The 19954-nt window shown below is 49.7% G+C and carries 12 protein-coding genes and 1 pseudogene; all 13 read right to left on the reverse strand.

Annotated elements, in window-relative coordinates; translation table 11 throughout:
- Positions 1-18: 18 nt before the first annotated feature.
- The 13 genes and pseudogenes from ADH68_RS08280 to ADH68_RS08345 all read right to left on the reverse strand — a co-directional run bounded on the left by ADH68_RS08280 (position 19) and on the right by ADH68_RS08345 (position 19939).
- Positions 19-1671, reverse strand: a pseudogene (locus ADH68_RS08280) (sulfatase family protein).
- On the reverse strand, positions 1668-2231 hold the full coding sequence (locus ADH68_RS08285) for an RNA polymerase sigma-70 factor (protein WP_068961219.1): 564 nt from the start codon (positions 2229-2231) through the stop codon (positions 1668-1670). The pseudogene ADH68_RS08280 and the gene ADH68_RS08285 overlap by 4 nt, the downstream one beginning before the upstream one ends.
- Positions 2232-2277: 46 nt before the next feature.
- Positions 2278-3744: a phosphodiester glycosidase family protein gene (locus ADH68_RS08290; protein ID WP_157755878.1), complete on the reverse strand. Its 1467-nt coding sequence runs from the start codon at positions 3742-3744 to the stop codon at positions 2278-2280.
- Positions 3745-3862: 118 nt separating this feature from the next.
- Complete coding sequence (locus ADH68_RS08295) at positions 3863-5344, reverse strand: BACON domain-containing protein (protein ID WP_068961217.1); 1482 nt, start codon at positions 5342-5344, stop codon at positions 3863-3865.
- A 29-nt stretch (positions 5345-5373) separates the two neighbouring features.
- Positions 5374-6942, reverse strand: a complete 1569-nt coding sequence (locus ADH68_RS08300) for a SusD/RagB family nutrient-binding outer membrane lipoprotein (RefSeq protein ID WP_068961216.1) — start codon at positions 6940-6942, stop codon at positions 5374-5376.
- 16 nt (positions 6943-6958) lie between these two features.
- Positions 6959-10618 (reverse strand): SusC/RagA family TonB-linked outer membrane protein, encoded by a 3660-nt coding sequence (locus tag ADH68_RS08305; RefSeq protein ID WP_084274075.1) that lies wholly within the window; start codon positions 10616-10618, stop codon positions 6959-6961.
- Positions 10619-10687: 69 nt separating this feature from the next.
- Complete coding sequence (locus tag ADH68_RS08310) at positions 10688-11782, reverse strand: FecR family protein (RefSeq protein ID WP_068961215.1); 1095 nt, start codon at positions 11780-11782, stop codon at positions 10688-10690.
- 16 nt (positions 11783-11798) lie between these two features.
- Complete coding sequence (locus tag ADH68_RS08315; RefSeq protein ID WP_161953081.1) at positions 11799-13370, reverse strand: calcineurin-like phosphoesterase C-terminal domain-containing protein; 1572 nt, start codon at positions 13368-13370, stop codon at positions 11799-11801.
- A gap of 236 nt (positions 13371-13606) precedes the next feature.
- Positions 13607-14809, reverse strand: a complete 1203-nt coding sequence (locus tag ADH68_RS08320; RefSeq protein ID WP_068961213.1) for a tyrosine-type recombinase/integrase — start codon at positions 14807-14809, stop codon at positions 13607-13609.
- A gap of 557 nt (positions 14810-15366) precedes the next feature.
- Positions 15367-16449, reverse strand: coding sequence for an ISAs1 family transposase (locus ADH68_RS08330; protein WP_232321368.1), 1083 nt, complete (start codon positions 16447-16449; stop codon positions 15367-15369).
- A gap of 346 nt (positions 16450-16795) precedes the next feature.
- Complete coding sequence (locus ADH68_RS08335; RefSeq protein WP_068961212.1) at positions 16796-18469, reverse strand: peptide MFS transporter; 1674 nt, start codon at positions 18467-18469, stop codon at positions 16796-16798.
- A gap of 54 nt (positions 18470-18523) precedes the next feature.
- Entirely contained in the window at positions 18524-18961 is a 438-nt protein-coding gene (locus ADH68_RS08340) for a SufE family protein (protein WP_068961211.1), read from the reverse strand.
- A gap of 3 nt (positions 18962-18964) precedes the next feature.
- Positions 18965-19939 carry a M28 family peptidase gene (locus tag ADH68_RS08345; protein WP_157755879.1) on the reverse strand — a complete coding sequence of 325 codons (975 nt, stop codon included), beginning with the start codon at positions 19937-19939 and terminating at the stop codon, positions 18965-18967.
- Positions 19940-19954: the final 15 nt, after the last annotated feature.

A 19954-nucleotide genomic window follows, 5' to 3' on the forward strand; every position in this document is an offset into this window, starting at 1 on the left:
TGTATAAAACGTATGTTGTTATTCCGACTCTTCGGCGGCGGGGTCGAAGTCGGTTTTGCTTATCCAGTGGTGTGGGACCTTTTTTTCTCCTGCATTGACACGATTCCAATACATATGCGATTTGTTCATACTTGGATATTGGTCAAACAGGTATCCTTCGCCGAACATGCGCGGGTCGCCTTCGTCGATAAGACGTTCGGTCATCTCGCGGTTCAGACGGGTTATGATTTCAGCCATATCCGGATTGTCGGCAAGGTTATTGATGCATTCTGCATCGGATTTAATGTCATAAAGCTCGAGTTCCGGTCGTTTGCCCATTGAAAGATTCCATAGATAATGGGATGCAGAGTCAAGGCGTGCCTTGATTATTTCGGTTTTTGTGGGTGAGCCGTCTGTATCCATATATCCGGTAGAAGGATTGCCTGACGGCCAGCGATCGGTAGCGTAATTGCGCAACAGCAGATAGCCGTCGCGCACTATTCCTCGGATAGGGTATCCTTGATCGTCGGGTCGTCCGACATCGTGGCGCTCTTTTCCGAGCATCACATATCCGCGGTCGACTTTTGGGTTGGTCTTGTCGGCGATGATGTCGGTCATGGAGCGTCCGGTCACGGGCAGCATTCCGGAGTTTACGGGGTCTACTCCTGCGAGTTCCATAAGAGTAGGCGCTATGTCAATCTGGCTTATGATTTCATTGACTTCCCGTCCGGGGTGCTTTAATCCGTCGTGCCACATCATTGCCATAGGTAGGTGTGAGGCCTGATAATATTCCTGGCCCTTGCAGCGCGGGAAAGGCATTCCGTTGTCGGATGTTACGATTACTATTGTGTTGTCAAGTTGTCCGATGCTGTCGAGTTGGGCGAGAATATTGCCGAGATGTCGGTCGAAATACTCTATTTCGTAGGCATAGTCGAGCATGTCGGTACGCACAGTCTCGTTGTCGGGCCAGTAGGACGGCACAGAGTCTATATCTGTCAGAGACTTCCCCGCCCGTATGCCTGAGCCGTATTCATATTTGCGATGAGGTTCGCGTGCGCCGTACCAGAAACATATCGGCTGCTCTCCATCCCACTCCTTAAGAAACTGTGCAAAATTGGCCGAGTAATCAATGGCGTTGATTTGCTTTGTAGGCGGAGTGCATGTGATGTCGTTATATGGGCGGCCCGTGAGCAGACGGTCGTTGCCGAGAGAGTCAGTAGCTATACCGGGGCCCCATCCTTTGCCGGTGTATCCTGTGAAGTAGCCGTTGAGTTGGAGAGCTTCAGGGAATGACATTATGTCGCGAGGGAACTCACACTAATGGTTAGCGGCTTCGCGCAGTTGCCATGAATTGCGTCCGGTAATGAATGACGCTCGCGACGGCGCCGACTTTGAGTTGCAGGTAAATGCATTGCGGAAGAGAAGTCCTTCACGAGCCACACGGTCGAAGTTAGGGGTGTTGACCCAGCGGTTGCCGTAAGCGCCCATATGGGCTGCGTCATCGGCCATGCATATCAGAATGTTCGGACGTTTACCTTTTGTCTGAGTGGCGGCTACTGCCTGTGACATAGCCGCAGATATTCCTATAGCGAGGATGGATACTGATTGGAGATTTTTCATGCTCGTTTTATATAAAGACGCGCTTATGCGGGAATATGACACATGTCTACGATTATAAAGGTGAAAAATCATATAAACAGCATGAGGGCAGAAAGTACCTTTCTCAATTCTTTGAGCGCTATGCCTATATGATACTGTACTGTCTTGTGGCTTACGCCCACGGCTTCGGCAATCTGCTGGTAGGTCATGCCGCGGGAGCGGCTCATAAGAAATATTTTGCGACGGAGGGGCGGCATTCCGGCAATTGCCGCGCGTATCATTGCCGCCATTTCGCGTGTTGAGAATGTCGCGGCCGGGTCGTAGGGCGAAATCGTGTCAAATGGCTGCGATGCGTAGTCATCGACAATACGGCGGTGCTTAAGACGGTTGAGTACGGCGTTGCGTGTCATCCGGAACAGATAGGCCGACGGCGATACGACTCCCTCCAGCACACTTCGGTGCTGCCATACAGCCATAAATACATCATGGGCCACATCGAGGGCTTCGTCGGAATCATGAAGGATACACTGCGCCAGTTCGCGCACACGAGGAGCATACCGCAGATAGAGCATAGTCAATGCACCCCTTGCGGTATCCTCTTCGCCTTGCAGAAGCTGTATGAGTCGGCTGTCGGATATATCCTTTTCTGTCATTTTATATTGTCAACACGCTTTTATGACAATCCAGCGGGCAGATTAGCTAATTTTCTATAAATATTTTCTCAGATGAGTTGCCCCGGCGGCGTACATACATACCGGATGCCGTGGGTTCGGTTGAGAGTCTGCGTCCGTCGATTGAATACCATTCGACTGGCGCTGCCGAACTGTTTTCAGAAATAACAGTATCAATAGCCGCCGACATTCCGGTGGAGAATATCATCAGACCGTTTGCAACATCGCGAGGGGTAGCTTCGGTAGTGGTGTTTATGATTTTGCCATCGTACATCATTTCGGCAGATCCTCCGGCATCGAAGTTGGCCAGATTAGAGCATCCGAAGTGGCGGGCTATCTGACACATCTCGGCGGTAGTGCAGCCACGTGACTTTCCATACACCGGATCGGTCGATTTATCAATCACGATTATATACAGCTTTCGGTTGTCGGCATCGCATCCGTAGGCTGTTCGTGAGTATATCATTGAGTTGTACTCTTCATTGTAGTTGTGTTCGGTTAGTTCGCCGTCGCGCATCACAAGAGCGTTGCCACATATGGCTTGTTCAAATTGCGGAGTAACATTGGAGCCGGTAACGAGGAATGAGTAGTTGAGCTGCACCTTGTCGCCGACTTTTAGTTCAGCAAGTCGCTTTGCTTTGGTTGTGCCGCGCGCTACCAAGGCAAGATCATGGTCTCCAAGAGTGCCTGCAGGAGCATTCTTCTTGACACTTTTTACCGTAAATGAAATGTCGCGTGCGGTCATCCAGCTTTCACCTTCATCGATATCAAGCAGTACCTCTGTAGCGTCGGCTACCTCTTCGTCGATTATGAGTTTTTTGTTCTCGTCAATTTCCACATACATGAATTTTGTGTCGCGGCCGTAGTAGCTGTTGTATATACCCAATTCTCCGGCCGTTGCGTATTTAGCGGAAACACCTTTGTTGCATACATTGATGTTCATCTCGCGGGTAGGCATTTTAAGCGTGTAGTCGGGGGTGAAGTAATCAACGTATATATGACCGTCGGATGTTATGCCTACGGCGCCGTTGCGCTTGGCTCCTCCGTCCCATTTCTCACGTCCGGTATTAAGCTCGGTCACTAATACGCCGTTGCGTATTGACAGCAGGCGCGGTATATAGTTGTATGTGGGGTATTCATTCTGTCCGTAGCAGTACCAGAAGTTGCCGTTTGCAGCTGCTACCGGTTTCAGATTTTCGGAGGTAAGACGCGAGGCGGCTGAGGTGATGGCTTCGATTCCGCGCGAGGATTCCTTGGCACACCATGTCTCTACGCGGCATCCCGGATTTGACAGGTCGGTGACAATCATGTTGACATTGAGCTGAAAACTGCTGTCGGTGAATCGCAGTCGGCTATATGTGACTCCAGGAGCCGGCTGCTCCGACTTGATTACTTCGTACTGTCGTTCAGTGCCGTTTATCTCGATGGTTTCTGCGGAGGTATTCAGCGATAACGCCATCAGCACTGTGGAGAAGAAAATATGTGTTCTGTCCATCTTGATATAATATATAGGATTAATATATATTACAGATGCCTGAGATGGAGAGGATGACAGAATAAACGACATTTTTATTCTGTCACCGCCCTCCATTGTAGGCATATCACACTTTTTGTCAGTTTTCTACTACTTTGAAATTGTCAAATAGTTTTCGGTTTGACTTATACTTGCTGTTTCCTTCACGTACATCCCAGCCTTCGCCTGTCTCCATAGTTAGATTGTCGGCGTCGCATGCGATAAATACAATACGGGTCTCGGCAGTCATGCCATCGACTTTCATGCTGAACATGCTTTCGGGATTTTTCCAGACTTCAAGGCCTGTCGGATCGGTGTCCACATCGAAATAACCATCCTTGCCGATGTAGAATCGGGCAGCCTCGGTAAGGTCAATGTCGTGCACGCCGGCTTTGCCTTCCGGCGTGTTGCCTGTGCTGTTGTACGGGATTGTGCATAGACCGGTCACTACTTCCGCGGTGCTGCTGCCGTTGGCTGTCACCTCGGTTATGCGTCCGGGTCCAAGGATTGATACCCAGAACTCATTGCCTTTTTCTTTGGCATTTTTTGCAGAAGTGAATCCGGCCATGCTCCAACTTACTGTCGTGTTGATTGCTCCTTCAATCGACGCAATTGCCGGGGAGCAGATGTTGCCGGCACATTTGTTGGATGTTCCGAAAAGGATGTAATTGTGGCGGGAGTATGTGTAGGGGCCTGCCGACTTGTTTTTTGTACCTCTTACACCTGTCCATCCCGGATTGGCCGACTTTACAGGGTCAATCCATTTGTCGATACGCAGGCTCTGATCGCCCCAGCAGACTACAGCGTCGAGATTGGGTTCGTCGCAGAAGTCGGCGGTCGTGTTCATTGGGGTAAAGCACCAACCGAAGTCATCGAAGAATATCGCATCGAGCTGGGTGACTGTGATAGGAGTGGTAATTGTGGCGTTTTCTCCAGTACCGCGTATTATGACAGTCGCAGTGCGTTCGGCTCCCGAGTGGTTTGGTTCATCGGTGCCTATGGTGAGTTTGTTTTCATTACGTTCTACACTGAGCCATGTGGCGGTCTGGTCGGGAACAACTACCCAATCATAGTTGGCCGTCACTATCACGTCGCTGAAACTGCCGCTCTGCTGGAGCATCAGGTTGTCTGCGGTAAGGGTAAGTACCGGCCCTGACGGGTTTTGTGACAGCACGAGGTGTTGGTCCATCTCGATGCCGTTTATTATTACACGGAATTCGGCCGACCGTATTTGGGCCATGGGATTGCTGACTGCATAAAAGCGCAGTATTCCTTCTCCATTTCCTTCAAGGGGATATATTTTCATCCATTCGGGCATCTCTCCGTCGATCGGAATAATCTTCCACGGGCAATTGGACCGTACTATATAATGGTCGCCGGCTCCGAACGCCCATTTGTCCTGGGCGAGTCCTTTGACGTCCATGTGTACCACACCGTCTTCAGCCCCCTCGATATAGAAATATGGTTCGCCTGATATGGTCTCGTCGTCTTCCTTACATGAGGTGACGCCAGTAGCCATTCCGGCTATTAGTGCCGAGATGGCCAGCATTCCCGGAAATCTGAATATATGTCTGAGTTTCATAATGGTTGTTGTGTGAGCGATTAAAGGATTTACTTTTGCTGGCGTACAGCGGTAAATGTACCGTTGATAGCCTTGTAGCTCCACCATACCGAAGTGTGGAGGTTGTTTTCACCACCCATGCGGTCGAGAGCTATCTGTACGTTTGTGCTGTTGGAGCCTACAGTGTTGGTCGGATAGTAAAGGCGCTGTGGATACTCGAAGTTGTTGTAACTGCAGCCATTGCCGATAGTAATTACCGGATATCCGGTACGGCGCAGTTCATGGTATGCCTCAAAGCCAATCCAGAACAAAGATATAAATTTCTGGTTGGCGATAAGAATGTCGTGGTCGGAATTTTCATCCCATCCTGCGAGTTTTCCGGCAAGAAGGTCGGCGATACGTTCATCGGTAATCTGGTATTTTTCCGAACTGTATTGGGTGAGCTGTCCCCATTTCCTGCAACTTGCAGTCACGGCATTCTCATAGTGAGTGCGTGCAGTACTTTCTCCACCGGTTATATAGCCTTTCAGTGCGGCTTCGGCGAGGATGAACTGTACCTCGGAATAGTCGAGAATCCAGGCAGGCGCGGCGTCGCGCACAAGCACGGCATAGTTGGGATAGCTTGCGCCGTCATCCTCCAGGCGTGCGTCGGATATAGCGCATCCTCCCTGTACACCTTTCCAGTCGCCGGCTCTCTGTATGGCCATAGTGGTAAGTCGAGGGTCTTCTTCGGAGTCACGTCCGGTAAGCAGCATGAGGTTGAGCAAAGTTTTGGCAATCTTATTGGCCTTTACCTGTGTCTCTGTAGTGTTGCTTGGACGGAAATTGTTGAAATACGGGTCGATACCTGTGTATTTTACAGTAGCGCTTTCGGATTCTGAAGAGATTATTGGGTACTTGCTGGAGTTGGACACAATCTCGGCGATTTTTGTGTCGGCTCCCATTTCTGTGCGTCCGCTCACGCGCATGAGCAATCGCAGATACAGTGAATTGTTGAATTTCTGCCACAGGGTCATATTACCGCCATACATAAGGTCGATGGACGGTTTGGCAAATACCGGCGATTTCGCATACAGGTTGTTGGCAGCCTCAAGGTCGGCGAACATCTGTTCGTATACATCTTTCTGCGAGTCGAAAGCCGGTGTCCAGTTATCCTGGTCGTGCTGGAAAGCCTCGCGGTATGGCACGTCGCCGAACAGGTCGGTGAGATTCGACATTATAAGGACTTTGAGCGTCAGACCTACAGCCTGTGCCGCCGGCTCGTTCTTTGTTATGCCGAGCTGTACCATATGGTCGGCGTTGGCTGCATAGCGTGCGTAGTATGTCCAGATGGTGGATACGTTGCTGTTGTTTATGCTGTAGCGATGTATGTCGTTGCCGTTGGACCCGGTACACGCAGTGAATTGTACGAGTTCGTTGTTGTACTGGCGTGTAAATGCAAGCGATCGGTTTACATAGCCGTAAAACATCGCTTCGAACACTCCATAGGGGTTAAGCATTCCCATTGGAGTCTCGTTGGGATCGGTATTTATGCTTTCAAAGCTGTCGGAGCATGACACCGAAGAGGTGGCAATTAGCGATGCTGTAAGGATACCGATTGTATATTTTTTGATTTTCATGTCGGATATGATGGGATTAGAATGAAAGTTTGATATTGAAGCCGTATGTGCGGGTCATCGGAAGGGCGCCCATTTCAAGGCCGTTTACAATATTTGTACCGTTCATTGTACCGGCCGCCTCAGGGTCGAACTGGGGCCAGTCGGTGATGCAGAAGATGTTGGTGGCATAAACGCCGATGGCGGCTCCTTGCACGACACGCAGTTTACGGCATATCTTGCGAGGGAGCGAGTAGTCGAGTCGGGCTTCGCCGAGTTTGAAGAAGTCGGTCTTGAATGTGTGCTCTTCGGCGTTATTGCGGATGTATTTGGCTTTCTGATAGTAGTCGATTACCGACGCTACCGGACGGGTGTTGGGAGTGTAGGTGATGGATCCGTCGGCATTTTCGGTGGCTACGACACCCTCTACAGTAAGTCCATCGTAGCGGCCTTCAAGCGAGTTGGTGAGTTTTCCCATGTAGGAAAGCACGGCATTTGTATGGGAGAAAGCATGTCCGCCCATCTGTGCCGAGAATGTAAGTCCGAGAGTAAAGTCGCGGTAGCGGAATGAATGTGTCATACCGCCGCGCCATGTGGGATTGACTTTTGCAATTCGTGTGTCGGCGGCATCGTCGAGCAGAGGTATGCCGTTGGAGGCATCGATAATCTTCATGCCCGAGCAGTCGACTACATTGCCGTTGGCATCGGTGTAGGTGGCTCCCTGTGGAGCACGTTTATATCCCTTGCCATAAATCCATCCCATCTCTTCGCCCACGTAGGAACGTATCGAAGCATAGCTGCCACCTGCACCGTCGTTCTGGATAAATGCGGCAGAGGGGTCCCAGTCTTTGTCGAGAGATACGAGTTTGTTCCAGTTGCGGCTCCAGTTGATGTCGAACGACCAAGTGAAGTTGCGTGTCTGTACGGGTATTACATGGAGCGCGATTTCAACACCACGGTTTCTGATTTCGCCGGCATTCATCTTGCGTGCGGACACTCCGGTGATCATGTCGGCTACAGCGCTTACAATCTGGTTGGTGGTAGATGAGTTGTAGAAAGCGACATCTACACCGAAGCGGTTGTGGAGGAACATGGACTCGATACCTATTTCCCAGCTCTCTACATTTTCAGGCTTGATGAAGTAATTGGCTGCAGTAGTGGGTAGAAGTGAGCTTGAGGGATATGATGATGATGACGCGTATGTGTCGGTAAGGGTGTAGGGGTTTGTATCATTGCCGACATTGGCCCATGAACCGCGGATTTTCAGCATGTCGATCCATGGAGCAGAGTCGTGGAGCTTGAGGGCGTTGTCGAGCAATACACTTGCCGAGACCGAGGGATAGAAGAATGACCAGTTGCCACGACCGAGAGCCGATGACCAATCGTTTCGGGCTGTAAGGTCAAGATAATATGTATCATCCCAACTCAAGTTGACAAAGCCATAAAATGAGTTGACAACCTTATGGCTACGCCAGTTGTATGGGCGGGCGAACTCTCCGTCGGGGAGGTTGGTGGTATTGTATATACCCTCTTCTCCGAGATTTTTAAGAGTCACGGAATTTCTGAATACACGGCGTATCATAGAGTTGCCGCCGAAGGCAGCGTTGAGTCCGAGACGTTTTCCGACAAGTTTGTTGTTGACATAGCGTAGCATGAAGTCGAGGTTTGTCTCGATGTCACGGTTGTTCTGTTCGCGATAGAAGCCACGGTCGTAGTCAGGCGAGCGGAATGGCTTCTTCTGCTGGCGCCAGTCGACACTTATGTCAGTGCCGGCACGCAGGTCAAGGGTAAGACCTTTTACCGGGAAGGCAATGTTTAAGGCAACGTTGCCGTATACGCGGTCTTTGTTTATGGCATTTGTTGCCTCATACATCTGACGGTAAGGGTTTACGGGCTTGGCATTTCCCATGCTTCCTACCATGGCTTTGCCGTCATAACGGTCGCCTGAATAGTTTTCGAGAGTACATTTGCCTCCAAAATATTCTTCCCGATACTGAGCAGGGCTTATGTTGGTGTTGCCCCATATAAGCATGTAGAATGGGCTCTGATTGCTATAGCCCTGTACCGGCAGATTGTCGGATGATTTGTGCAGATAGTTGACACGGGCCTGCAGCTTCATCCATTTGTTCATTTTTGTGTTGAGCGCTACCGATACTGTCTGGTTCTTATATCCGGTGTTGGGGAGAATCCAGTCGTTGCGTGTATCTGTTATAGACAGGCGTGCTGATGTTCCTTTGCCGTTGTTGGAGCTTACGGTAATGTTGTTGCGGTATGTTACACCTGTTTCCATGAATCCGGTAAACCAGTCGTCGGCATATACAAAGGGCGTGAGTGTCCACTCGCCGGTGACGGGGTTGTACGAGTTGTATTGGCTGCGCAGTTTGTCGGCGCTGTATGCTTCGCCGTAGCTCATGCGTGAGCCGTTGGCTTTAGCCGGAAATCCTTCGGGTACGTCTATGTTTTTGAATCGCCAGAATGCGTATGGGGCAAAGCCACCGTCGGCTCCCGGACCGTAGACTCCCTGGAATTCGGGATAGTATCCGGCTTTTTCCCAGGTTATAGATGAGTTGAGAGTGACTCCCACGCCTTTCTCGGCCTTTCCTGATTTTGTAGTTATGACGATGGCTCCGTTGGCTGCACGTGAACCATATAGGGCGGTAGCCGCCGGACCTTTCAGCACGGTCACTGACTCTACGTCTTCGGGATTGATTTCAGAGGCGCCGTTACCGAAATCGATAGGTGCATCTGAGTTGGAGAATGAAGCTCCACTGCCGGTGCCGGCATCTCCTGAGGTGATGGGCACACCGTCGACTACGAAAAGCGCCTCGTTGGCACCATAGTTAAGCGACTGTTCACCACGTAGTACAACGCGCATGGAGCCAAGGGGGCCTGAACCGGCACTTGTCATCGAAAGGCCTGCAACTTTACCGTTCATGGAGTTAAGCCAGTTGCCGGATACGGTATTATTAAGGTCTTCGCTTGATACCTTTGACACAGCGTAGCCGAGCGACTTCTGCTCTCGGCTGATACCAAGCGCGGTGACAACAACGTCGTTTAGTTTTACTCCTGACTGGTCAAGCGTGATGTTGACCGAAGTGCCCGGGGCGGCCTTTATCTCTTTGGGCTCGCAACCTACGTAGCGGGCCACCAAAGTAGGGTTTTTGCCAGAGATGGAAAGGGTGAAGTTGCCGTCGATATCGGTTGAGGTACCGTTGTTGGTACCTTTCTGCATCACAGTAGCTCCTATTATCGGCTCTCCGCTGTCATCGACAACGCGCCCGGTCACGGTCTTTTTATTGGCCTTGGGTGTCTTTGCGCTTCCGGATTTGGATGTTTCGGGCGCAGCCTTGGCCGGGGTGAGCATGATTGTTGTGCCTTTTATCTCCACGTCGGCTCCCGGAAGAACTTCGGCGAGAATCTCGTCGATAGGTCGGTCGGTAGCATGGAGTGTGACGCGCTTTGATGTCGGTAGACCTGCTCCGTCACTGTAGGCAAATGTATAATTACATTTCGACTCAATGTCGTGAAGCAGTTGTTTTACGGTAATGTCGTTTGCATTGATGCTTACCCTTGGTAGAGCGGCGGCTACCGATAGGGGCGACGAGGCCGACATAGCAATAATTGATGCCGCAATCAAGGCTTTTGCACGAATTTGTGAAAGCCTTCGCGTAATGCCGCAGAATTTGTAGTTTGCAGTCATGTCTGAGGGTTGGTATATTTGAATAAAAGGTTTTGGATTGGCTTATTGTAAAATACGGGAGAAGGGTTGTCATCCGGCTTTTGCCGAGGCGAGGGTGAGACTGTTTCCATCGGCAGTAATTTTTACCGGGATTATATGCTCTATAATCGATATCACTTCGTCAAGCGACTGTGAACTGTTTAGTGTTATTGACATGCGTGTGTCGACTTGAGCAGAGTCGTTTACAGAGATGTCGAGGCCATAACGGCGTGACAGTAAAATCAGAATGTCGCCAAGCGGCTCGTTGTCAAATGTGGTCACCGGCTCAATCCATCGGCAATATGCTCTGGCATTGGCAGGCTCGACAACAGCCTGTCGTGCTACCTTGTCAAGAGTGACTTTCTGGTCGGGCCGCATTATAAGCGCATCGGGCAGTAGCGGACTGTTTAGTTCTACTTTACCTGACAGCAATATTACTTCTTCAGCTCCTGAGTATGGGTATGAGCGTGCGCTGAACGATGTGCCGAGTACCTTTACATCCATTGATTCCATCTCTACAATAAATGGACGGCGCGGATTGCGTGTCACCTCAAAGTATGCTTCGCCGTCGATTGATACACGTCGTTCGGCGGAGTCGTCAAAGTCGCTGTTGTATGTCAGTGTCGAGCCTCCGTTAAGCCACAGTCGAGTGCCGTCGGGCAGGGTGTATTTGCCGATTGAGCCTTCTGCAGCGAGCAATACTGTGTCGGATGAATGACGGGCCATCATATTTCCGAGTAGGAATGAACCGACAGAAAAAATCACACAAATGGAAGCTGCGATAAACAGCCACTTTGTAAATGCCGGTTTTTCATTGACGGGCTTTATGGAGCATTCAATCGGGGGGGTATCCGCTATATATGGTTCTTCGGAAAGCGTTATGGCACTATGTGATGATGACAGTGCTGCATCTGTTCTTGATGAGTCAATATCGCGTAATATTCGCTGCAGGCCCTTGGCTATATCGGGGTCAACGGATGTGCGTCCGTTGTCATTGCCCATATTGTCCCATACGGAAAACAGAGCACCTGTGGTCGCAGCCTCTCCGCCGTGTTCTATGAGCCATTGTTGGATGGCTTTCAGAAGGTCGGCCGGGATGTCGGACGTCGAAGTAAGATAGTCGATAATTTCCTGATGTTCGTTCATGTTGAGAGTCAATGGGTTATTTCATTAGTTTATGAAATGCTTTAGGACGTTCTACAGTTTCGGTGTAGATATGCCCCCATGGATCGGTAACAGTGACGGTAACCTGTGTGTCCGGTGCCGATGCTGTTGCCTTGAAAAAGTGGATTGAGGGGTTTGATTTGGAATGGGCGTTGTGCTCTCCGTTGTTGAGCTGCGCAATCTCATAAGAGAGAATATGTAGCGGATCGCTTGCCGCCACCTGTTCGACTTTTAGCGGCAATCCGTTTTCCCGGGCTTCGACTTTCCATCCCGGACCGTAAGCGAATACGTTTATGAGCAGTTCGTTGCGCTTGTTGCGTTTGTTGTAGCCATGGGCACATTTGGCCACCTTTGATTTTGCCGCTTTATTGCTGACCAATTTGGCATTGATAAGCACGGTGTTAAGGTCGTAGACACGCATCTGGTAGTCGGCCGGATAGCCCGGTGACTTATATCGGTAGGACATATCTGTGCTGTCGACGGTCCATATTCCGTAGCCGCCGATGCATCCGTCGGCCGTTATGTGATTGCCTGCCAGCTGTTTTGTTCGCCACATGGTGGCACATATAGCCGGATATACCCATTCGGTAATTCCTTTGTGGCGTGGACTTTCTACATTATATGCACGATGATGGTGACCGGTGAACACTTTTATATTATTGTACGGGCGTAGTATCTCTTCGATTTCCTCAACATTCCGCAGACTGTTGGTCACCGTTAACGAGCCGTTGTCGTTAAGCGCCGGAGCCGAATAAAATGGTATATGAGAGCATATTACTATAGGCTCTGATGTGGTGGGGAGTGTGGCGAGATCGGCCTTGAGCCACCGGAGTTGGTCGGCATCAAGACGCCGACGGTAATCCCGGTCGCCCATCTCTGTAGGTGTGGCATTGGCGTTGATGTACACTATATCGTCGAGTACGATATAGTGTATCCGTCCAAGGTTGAATGAATAATATGTCGGGCCGAAGTTCTTGCGGAAAATATCGGTTGAATTGGTATCGCCTGATACATAGGGGTTGTAGTCGTGGTTGCCGATGACGCTGAATACCGGGCATTCGATGCGGTCAAACTCGCATGCTACGTCAGGTAGCCCGAATGAATACTCGACCCAGTGTTTCTCCCATCCGGCGTCGCCGAGCGATATGCTGTATACGTGTTTCCCTTGAGCCCGGTATTGCGCTATTGTAGAATTGAAGTCGGGGATGATAAATGAACGGAACTGTTCTATGTCGCCTGTCGGGCGTCCGGTGAGATGCTGGTCGGTGTGGACAAGTAGTGCGTAACTGTCGGGATTCTCTATCGGCGTCAGAACGAAATCATGTCGCTCGGCAACTTTCTTTGGCCTGGTCAACGATGCAAAAAACTGTGGACGTGAGCCGGATATCGGAGGCTCGTATCCTCTTGGAATACTTACCCATACGGTTCCTTTTGTTTTGTCGGAATTCATGCTGTAGAATCCGGTGGAATCAGTCAGAACGATATTTTTTCCGTCGGAAACGATTGCCCCTGCAATTGGATTGCCGTTAATGTCTGCCACAGTACCGGTTATGTTTGGTGTGTCAATCATAATCGCTCCGGATTCATTTTCCGGAGCCGTATGATTGATGCAGTGTCCCTTTGCGGAGCTAAGTATAAGAAATACAAAGATATTGAGAAATATCAGTGTCCGCTGTATGATAGTGGGCAAATGATTCATTGCAAGAAATATAATAGCATTTGAATAGAAGACAATTCATCATAATGATATGCTAAGATTTTTTTACTAAAAAAATAATAACAACTGCTGTTAGGAGTCAAATATTATTATAGTAGGGATGACAGAATCAGAGAGTTGGCATGGTCGATTACAGATGTGTCGAGGGAGGACAGATAAATCTGTGTGGTGGTTTCGGAGTCGTGCCCCATCCCCTGACTTATTATGTTGATAGGGATTCCACTGTCTTTTGCGGCTGAGGCCCAGCTGTGGCGCGCAACATACAGTGTGAGAGGGGTGGTTATATCAAGCATTACGGCAATCTGTTTCAGACGTCGGTTTATGCTGTAGCTTTGGTTGCGGTAGGCTTTGCGTTCGTCGGTCACATGTAAAGGGATTATAGGAAGAAGATAGTCAGATGCATTGCCGGGATATCGGTTGAGAATTGTTTTCATTTCCGGTGTACATGCTATCGTGAGTTGTTGCCCGGTTTTGTGGCGGCGGTATGTTATGCGGTTGTTGTGCAGAGCCGTTTTGCGTAGAAACGCCATGTCGATGAAACTCATTCCGCGCAGATAGAAACTCAGCATAAAAATATCGCGGGCATATGCGAGTGCAGGAGATTGAGATAGCTCAAGATTGCGCAATTGTCGTATTTTTGATATTGGAAGCGCTCTCTTTACAGTCTTGTCAATGCCTGTATATACATGGCGGAATGGTTTCTGCTGTTGGGTAATGCCGGCCTCAACAGCGCGGTTGTACAAGGCCCTGAGTATGCGCATGTAGAAAGATATTGAGTTAGGAACCAGTCCATTCGCACGCAGGAAAGCCTCATATGCCTCGATGGTATCTGTATCGAGTTCGTCAAGCGGGATGTCGCGCCCCTCTCTGAATTTACGAAAACTGCGTAGAGCTGCGGTATATGTTTCTGATGTGCGTATTCTCCCATTTTGTATCAGTCTGTTTATCGTGGCGTTCATAAAATTGAACAGTGAGTTTTCGGTTGTCGTACGATTGAATCTTTCGGTAATATCGTCGGCGTCAAACGTAACAGCCCGGTCGGAAAGTGTCCTGATTATTCTTTCCAGAAGCCTTATATCGCGGTTTATATTTCTGGTAATCTCGGGAATATCCGATGATTTCATGTTGATGTCGGTGAGTGGCATGTTTCGTCGGTAGTTCCATTGTGCCGGATGAATGAGATATGAGGTTGTGATACAGCGCGTTTTGTTTCCATGTGAAATCCGGTAGATGACGGTTCCTTTATTTCCTGGCATAGACGGCTCTCGGAATTTTACTTTTATAGTTGCCATAAATGTGCTTGAATTAAATTAATTAATCGGTATAGCGGAAGATGAGAATATGGATGTCAGTGCTTCCATCTTCGAAGTTACGGCAAAAACAATATCATACTTGTATGGTATTGGAGCATGTTGTCGGAGTGGGATGATAATCTCATAGCGGATGAATGCAATCAAGGTCACAAGTGAAATAACGCCTAGTCCCATCCGGTATTCCACTTGTGACGCCGGAGCATAGATTTCGCATGAGAAAGTTGAGATGAAGAGGAATTGGGGTGCGATACCAAGCAATAGTTTGGACGATTCTACATGCTGTAGCCGTGGCTCGATTGGTGTCGACGGGAGGGTATAAAAGAATCAAGGAGTCAAGCGATTTATGCTTGACTCCTTGATTTGTGTTGTCTTACCAGGACTCGAACCTAGACAGGCAGAACCAAAAACTGCAGTGCTACCATTACACCATAAGACAATCATTTACCCAACCCCTGTAGCGGGGCTTAAGCGGTGCAAAGATAGGCATAAATTTAGAAAACGGCAAATTTCCCACACATCTTTGCAGGGCAACCGCATCAAAATTTGGCTTTAAGCAGCATATCGGTCAAATAGTCGTTGGAAAGGCTCGCTTTGAAGCGCCTTTTCTTTAGACTGCTTTTGTCAACATGCTCTTTTATAACCTGCATAGCCAACTTCCTTATTGTTGAGAGGTTTAGTGACGCATACCCTTTCCTTGCACGGCAGGCATCTTCGAGGAATGTCACATCAAGATTCCAATGCAGTTGATTCTCGATAGACCAATGCCCTCGAGCCAACATATTGAAGTACGCAGCCTTAGGATAATCCTCGTCACTAATGTATCTTCTGACGGCAGTTGCCGTGTGGTCTCCATAGTCAACCGAGGAAGTGACCTCTACCAATGTTTTCAGTCCAGGCCAACGAGCCAATACATCCTTGTCTTCGATTGTATCGGCTTTGAGTATCCGGCAATCGCGTATCTCTATACGTCCGTGGTCGGCATCCATCTGCGAAGCCGAGTCAGTGGGCTTATTGTAGCGGAATGCATCGATTACCTGTTCGTTCAGAGCGCCCTGATTGTCCTTGACGGCAAGGAAGTAATGAGCTTTCCGGTCAAGGATATTCTGAGCGATATTAATCTGTGTACCAATCGCATCTATCGAGATTGTGGCACCTTCGATATCCAGTTTTTCAAGAAGCTGAGGTATGGCGACTATTTCATTTTCCTTGTCTTTGAGACGCTGCTGTCCTACTACAATGTGATTCTCGCTGACATAGGCGTTCATGATATAATCGCCTTTCGAGCCATGCTGTTTAGGCGATGTGCCTCTGAGCTTTTTGCCATCTATGACAACCTGCTTCTCAGCAAGCGTGTCAAGGAACTTCCTGCCATGCTCAACCAGACATCTCTCAATCTCATCGGGATCCACGGCGCTCATCAGCCGCTCGAAAGTGTCAGGTGACGGGCTGCGGTCAGGACGGTCGGCAATAAGACCAAAATCACGTGCCCGATAATAGGCGAACTCGCTCATGTCAACATAATCCTCGCCTCCGCAGATATAGGTCAGCAAAGCGATTGTCAAAAGGTCGGAAAGTGCATACGTGCAACGACCTGTAACTCGATGATCCGGTACTGTCATAAAGATTTCGTTCAGCATAGTCTCGGTGTCTATATTGTTGATTTTCAACCATAAAGATACTAAAAATATATGAGATACACAATTATTACAACACTAAAAATCAGACAATTATCCATTTTTTAGTGCTATAAAATTACTAAGAATTATGACTTCGGATATGCTGGATTCAAAGAATTTCGCCAACATATATCATCGTTGACTCAAAGCAACCGTTACTTATCACACATAATTTTGGTGCGGTTGCCCTGCACATCTTTGTGGGAAATTTGCCGTTTTTCATATTATTTCAGGTTCTGAAATACGGATAGAGAGCTAAAGGCAATCAGATGGCTTCATTCTCTACTGTCTAGAGTGAGTCGGTGTCAGCTGCGGGAGCGTCGGAGGTGGCAGCCTCGAGCTTTTTCATGATTGAGAATATGAATGCTGCCGAGATGAGACATATAATGATGAGGATACCCCATAGGGCTGCCGTGGAGATTTTACCCCAAAGAAGCATAGGTATAGACACGAGATAGTTGCCGACGGCTGTCGCTGCAAACCATCCGCCCATCATCGAGCCTTTCAGTTTGGGAGGTGCTACTTTGCTTACAAAGGATATACCCATCGGAGAGAGAAGAAGCTCGGCGAAAGTAAGGAGCAGGTAGGTGCCGATGAGCCAGTTGGGTGATACAGCGGCCGATGTGCCTACGATGGCGAGCGAACCGACACACATCACACCATATGCGATGGCAGCCATGAGCATGCCGTATCCGATTTTACGTGGTGCGGATGGCTCTTTCTTTCTCTTTGCGAGCCAGCCGAAGAATGCAAGGCTTACCGGAGTGAGGGCAACTACATAGAAGGGGTTGAACTGCTGATACTCCTGGGGTTGGATACCGGTAAGAGGATCAGGTGTAGTGTTGTAGAAATAGTATACGGCCCATGCCACCAGCGCGAGCAGTGCTACAGATATCAGTCGGCTGAGGTTGCTCTTTGTCTGGAACAGGTTGAAGAGGGCGTAGACACCCACGGCAATGCTGAGCAGTGCCCATACATTGAATCCTATGCGTGTCCATCCACCGGCTTCGGGCGATGTGCATGTCTTGGCAAATTCGGTGAGAGTGGCTCCGTTCTGGTGGAATACCATCCAGAAGAATATAACTACGGCAAACACGAGAAGCAGGGCGATAACGCGCTGGCGGGTCTGTGCCGGAGTGAGTTCCGGACCGGCCGATACTGCGGCTTTGGCTGTGCCGTTTTTCTTGTCGTTAAGTATGTGGGCGTATGTCTTGCGTCCGAGAGAATATATAAGGAAGCTGGCAATAAGCGACACGCAAGCCACTGCAAAGCCATAGCTGTAGCCGGTGGTCAGGGTGGTTATGTACTGTGATGCCCATGCGGTGAGGTCGGCTCCGGGTGTCATCCCTGCTTCTGTTGCGGTAGCGATTATGTCGGCGGCATTCTCATGGCCGTCAAGATAGAGGTTGCACATTGCGGGGAGTGTGCTTACATAGGTCAGGCCCTGGGCTTTCATAGCCATGTTGCACATTGCTGTCGCTGCCATCGGGGCAAACATCGACCCGATATTGATGGCCATATAGAAGAGGGAGAATGCGGCGTCGCGCTGTCCGCTGAAACGTGCGTTGTTGTAAAGATCGCCTACCATCACCTGTAGATTGCCCTTGAACAGGCCGGTTCCTACGGCGATAAGGAGCAATGCTGCGCACAGAATCACAAGCGAAGATGTGCTACGGATTTCGGTCGGTATGGCCATTACCATATAGCCGATGAACATTACGGCTATACCGGTGACCACACACTTGGAGAAGCTCCAGCGGTCGGCGACCCATCCGCCGATGAGCGGCATGAAATAAACGAGTGCAAGGAAGCCGGCATAGATCTGACCCGACACAGTCGAGTCAAAGCCAAACTTAGCCTGCAGGAAGAGGAGGAAGATAGCAAGCATGGTGTAGTAGCCGAAACGCTCGCCTGTGTTGGCAAGCGACAGCACATACAGTCCTGCGGGTTGGTTTTTAAACATAATGATTGGTATATTAAATATGGTTTATTCGTTTCGGAGGGAGCGGGCGAGCGATTATTTGCCTTCGTTTTCGAGTTTGGCCTTATAGGCTATAGCGTAGAGTTTCATCTGCTTTACCAGAGCCGCAAGTCCGTTGGAACGCGTGGGCGAGAGATTCTCCGCAAGTCCGATTTTGTCGATGAAATAGAGGTCGGCATCGGCTATTTCAGCGGGGGAATGGTCGTTGAGCACCTTGAGGAGCATGCTGATTATCCCTTTGACAATTATGGCGTCGCTGTCGGCTGTAAAGTGTATCAGTCCTTCGGGTGTTATATCGGCATGCAGCCATGCGCGGCTCTGACATCCCTCGATTATGTATTGCGGGGTCTTGTATTCTTCGGGCATCGGCGGCAATGTGTTGCCCATGTCGATTATATAGGCGTAGCGATCCATCCAATCGTCGATATCGGCGAACTCTTCGATTATCTCGTCCTGTATCTCGTTGATAGTCATTGTTTATTCTGCTTTTTCAGTGTATATTACGTTGGCCACGGTCTGTCCTACGGCTTTAAGTGTGGCTGTTGATATGGAGGTCATGTCATCGGCTACGGTGTGCCATGTCGGCGGAAATGAGCCTGTCGAGGGATGGGCTGCGTCGATTATGTCGACAGCCGGTATCCCGGCACGGTTGATAAATACGTGGTCATCTGTCACACCTCCGCCAGAGGTGTTCACGAATCTGTCGGCATATCCTGATGCTGAGGCTACGGCCCAGATTCGGTCGTTGACACTGCGTGCGAAGTGGTCGCTGATGATTTCGCGCCGGAATACAGCGCCTTCACCACCTACCATATCAAGCAATATTGCATAGGCCGGCTGCACCATGCCTTTGTATGGCTTGCCGCGCAGCCACTCCTGTGTGCCGAGGCACCATGAGTTTTCGTCGCCGTCATTGCCGCTGTCTTCGGCGTCTACAAAAAGTAAGTCGACTCCTGCAGCAGGATTCCGTTCGCCCATCAGTCGGGCAAGTTCAAGCAGTACGCCTACACCGCTGGCGCCATCGTTGGCACCGGGTACCGGTGTGCTGTGGTTGGCGGCATTCGGATCGTTATCGGCCCATGGACGTGTGTCGTAGTGGGCTACAAGTAGTATGCGGCGTCCTGTACCGGAGTTGTACCGTGCCAGAATATTTGATACCGGTATGACACCGCCTGACGGACTGTCGACTTTTGATTGCTGTATCATTACCGTATCGGCTCCGTATGAGCGGAGTCTGCCGGCAATATATTCGACACAGGCCGCATGAGGAACTGTACCGGGTATGCGTGGTCCGAGCTCTACCTGGGTTGCGATATGTCGGTAGGCTGAGTCGGCGTTGAAGTCGACTGTATTAAGACCGCTGGAGGCTGTCGTGTCTTTTCCTGAGGCTGCTTCACCTGATACAGCACGGTTGCCATGGCCCGTACAGGCCATGGCTCCGGCTAATATCATTATTGCTAATAGAAA

Source organism: Muribaculum intestinale (genome assembly GCF_002201515.1).
Classification (GTDB): domain Bacteria; phylum Bacteroidota; class Bacteroidia; order Bacteroidales; family Muribaculaceae; genus Muribaculum; species Muribaculum intestinale.

Bases quoted from the DNA above. Each gene is read 5' to 3' on its own strand.
- ADH68_RS08285 (WP_068961219.1), bottom strand. From the start codon at position 2,231: ATGACAGAAAAGGATATATCCGACAGCCGACTCATACAGCTTCTGCAA.
- ADH68_RS08290 (WP_157755878.1), bottom strand. From the start codon at position 3,744: ATGGACAGAACACATATTTTCTTCTCCACAGTGCTGATGGCGTTATCG.
- ADH68_RS08295 (WP_068961217.1), bottom strand. From the start codon at position 5,344: ATGAAACTCAGACATATATTCAGATTTCCGGGAATGCTGGCCATCTCG.
- ADH68_RS08300 (WP_068961216.1), bottom strand. From the start codon at position 6,942: ATGAAAATCAAAAAATATACAATCGGTATCCTTACAGCATCGCTAATT.
- ADH68_RS08305 (WP_084274075.1), bottom strand. From the start codon at position 10,618: ATGACTGCAAACTACAAATTCTGCGGCATTACGCGAAGGCTTTCACAA.
- ADH68_RS08310 (WP_068961215.1), bottom strand. From the start codon at position 11,782: ATGAACGAACATCAGGAAATTATCGACTATCTTACTTCGACGTCCGAC.
- ADH68_RS08315 (WP_161953081.1), bottom strand. From the start codon at position 13,370: ATGATTGACACACCAAACATAACCGGTACTGTGGCAGACATTAACGGC.
- ADH68_RS08320 (WP_068961213.1), bottom strand. From the start codon at position 14,809: ATGGCAACTATAAAAGTAAAATTCCGAGAGCCGTCTATGCCAGGAAAT.
- ADH68_RS08330 (WP_232321368.1), bottom strand. From the start codon at position 16,449: ATGACAGTACCGGATCATCGAGTTACAGGTCGTTGCACGTATGCACTT.
- ADH68_RS08335 (WP_068961212.1), bottom strand. From the start codon at position 18,469: ATGTTTAAAAACCAACCCGCAGGACTGTATGTGCTGTCGCTTGCCAAC.
- ADH68_RS08340 (WP_068961211.1), bottom strand. From the start codon at position 18,961: ATGACTATCAACGAGATACAGGACGAGATAATCGAAGAGTTCGCCGAT.
- ADH68_RS08345 (WP_157755879.1), bottom strand. From the start codon at position 19,939: ATGATATTAGCCGGAGCCATGGCCTGTACGGGCCATGGCAACCGTGCT.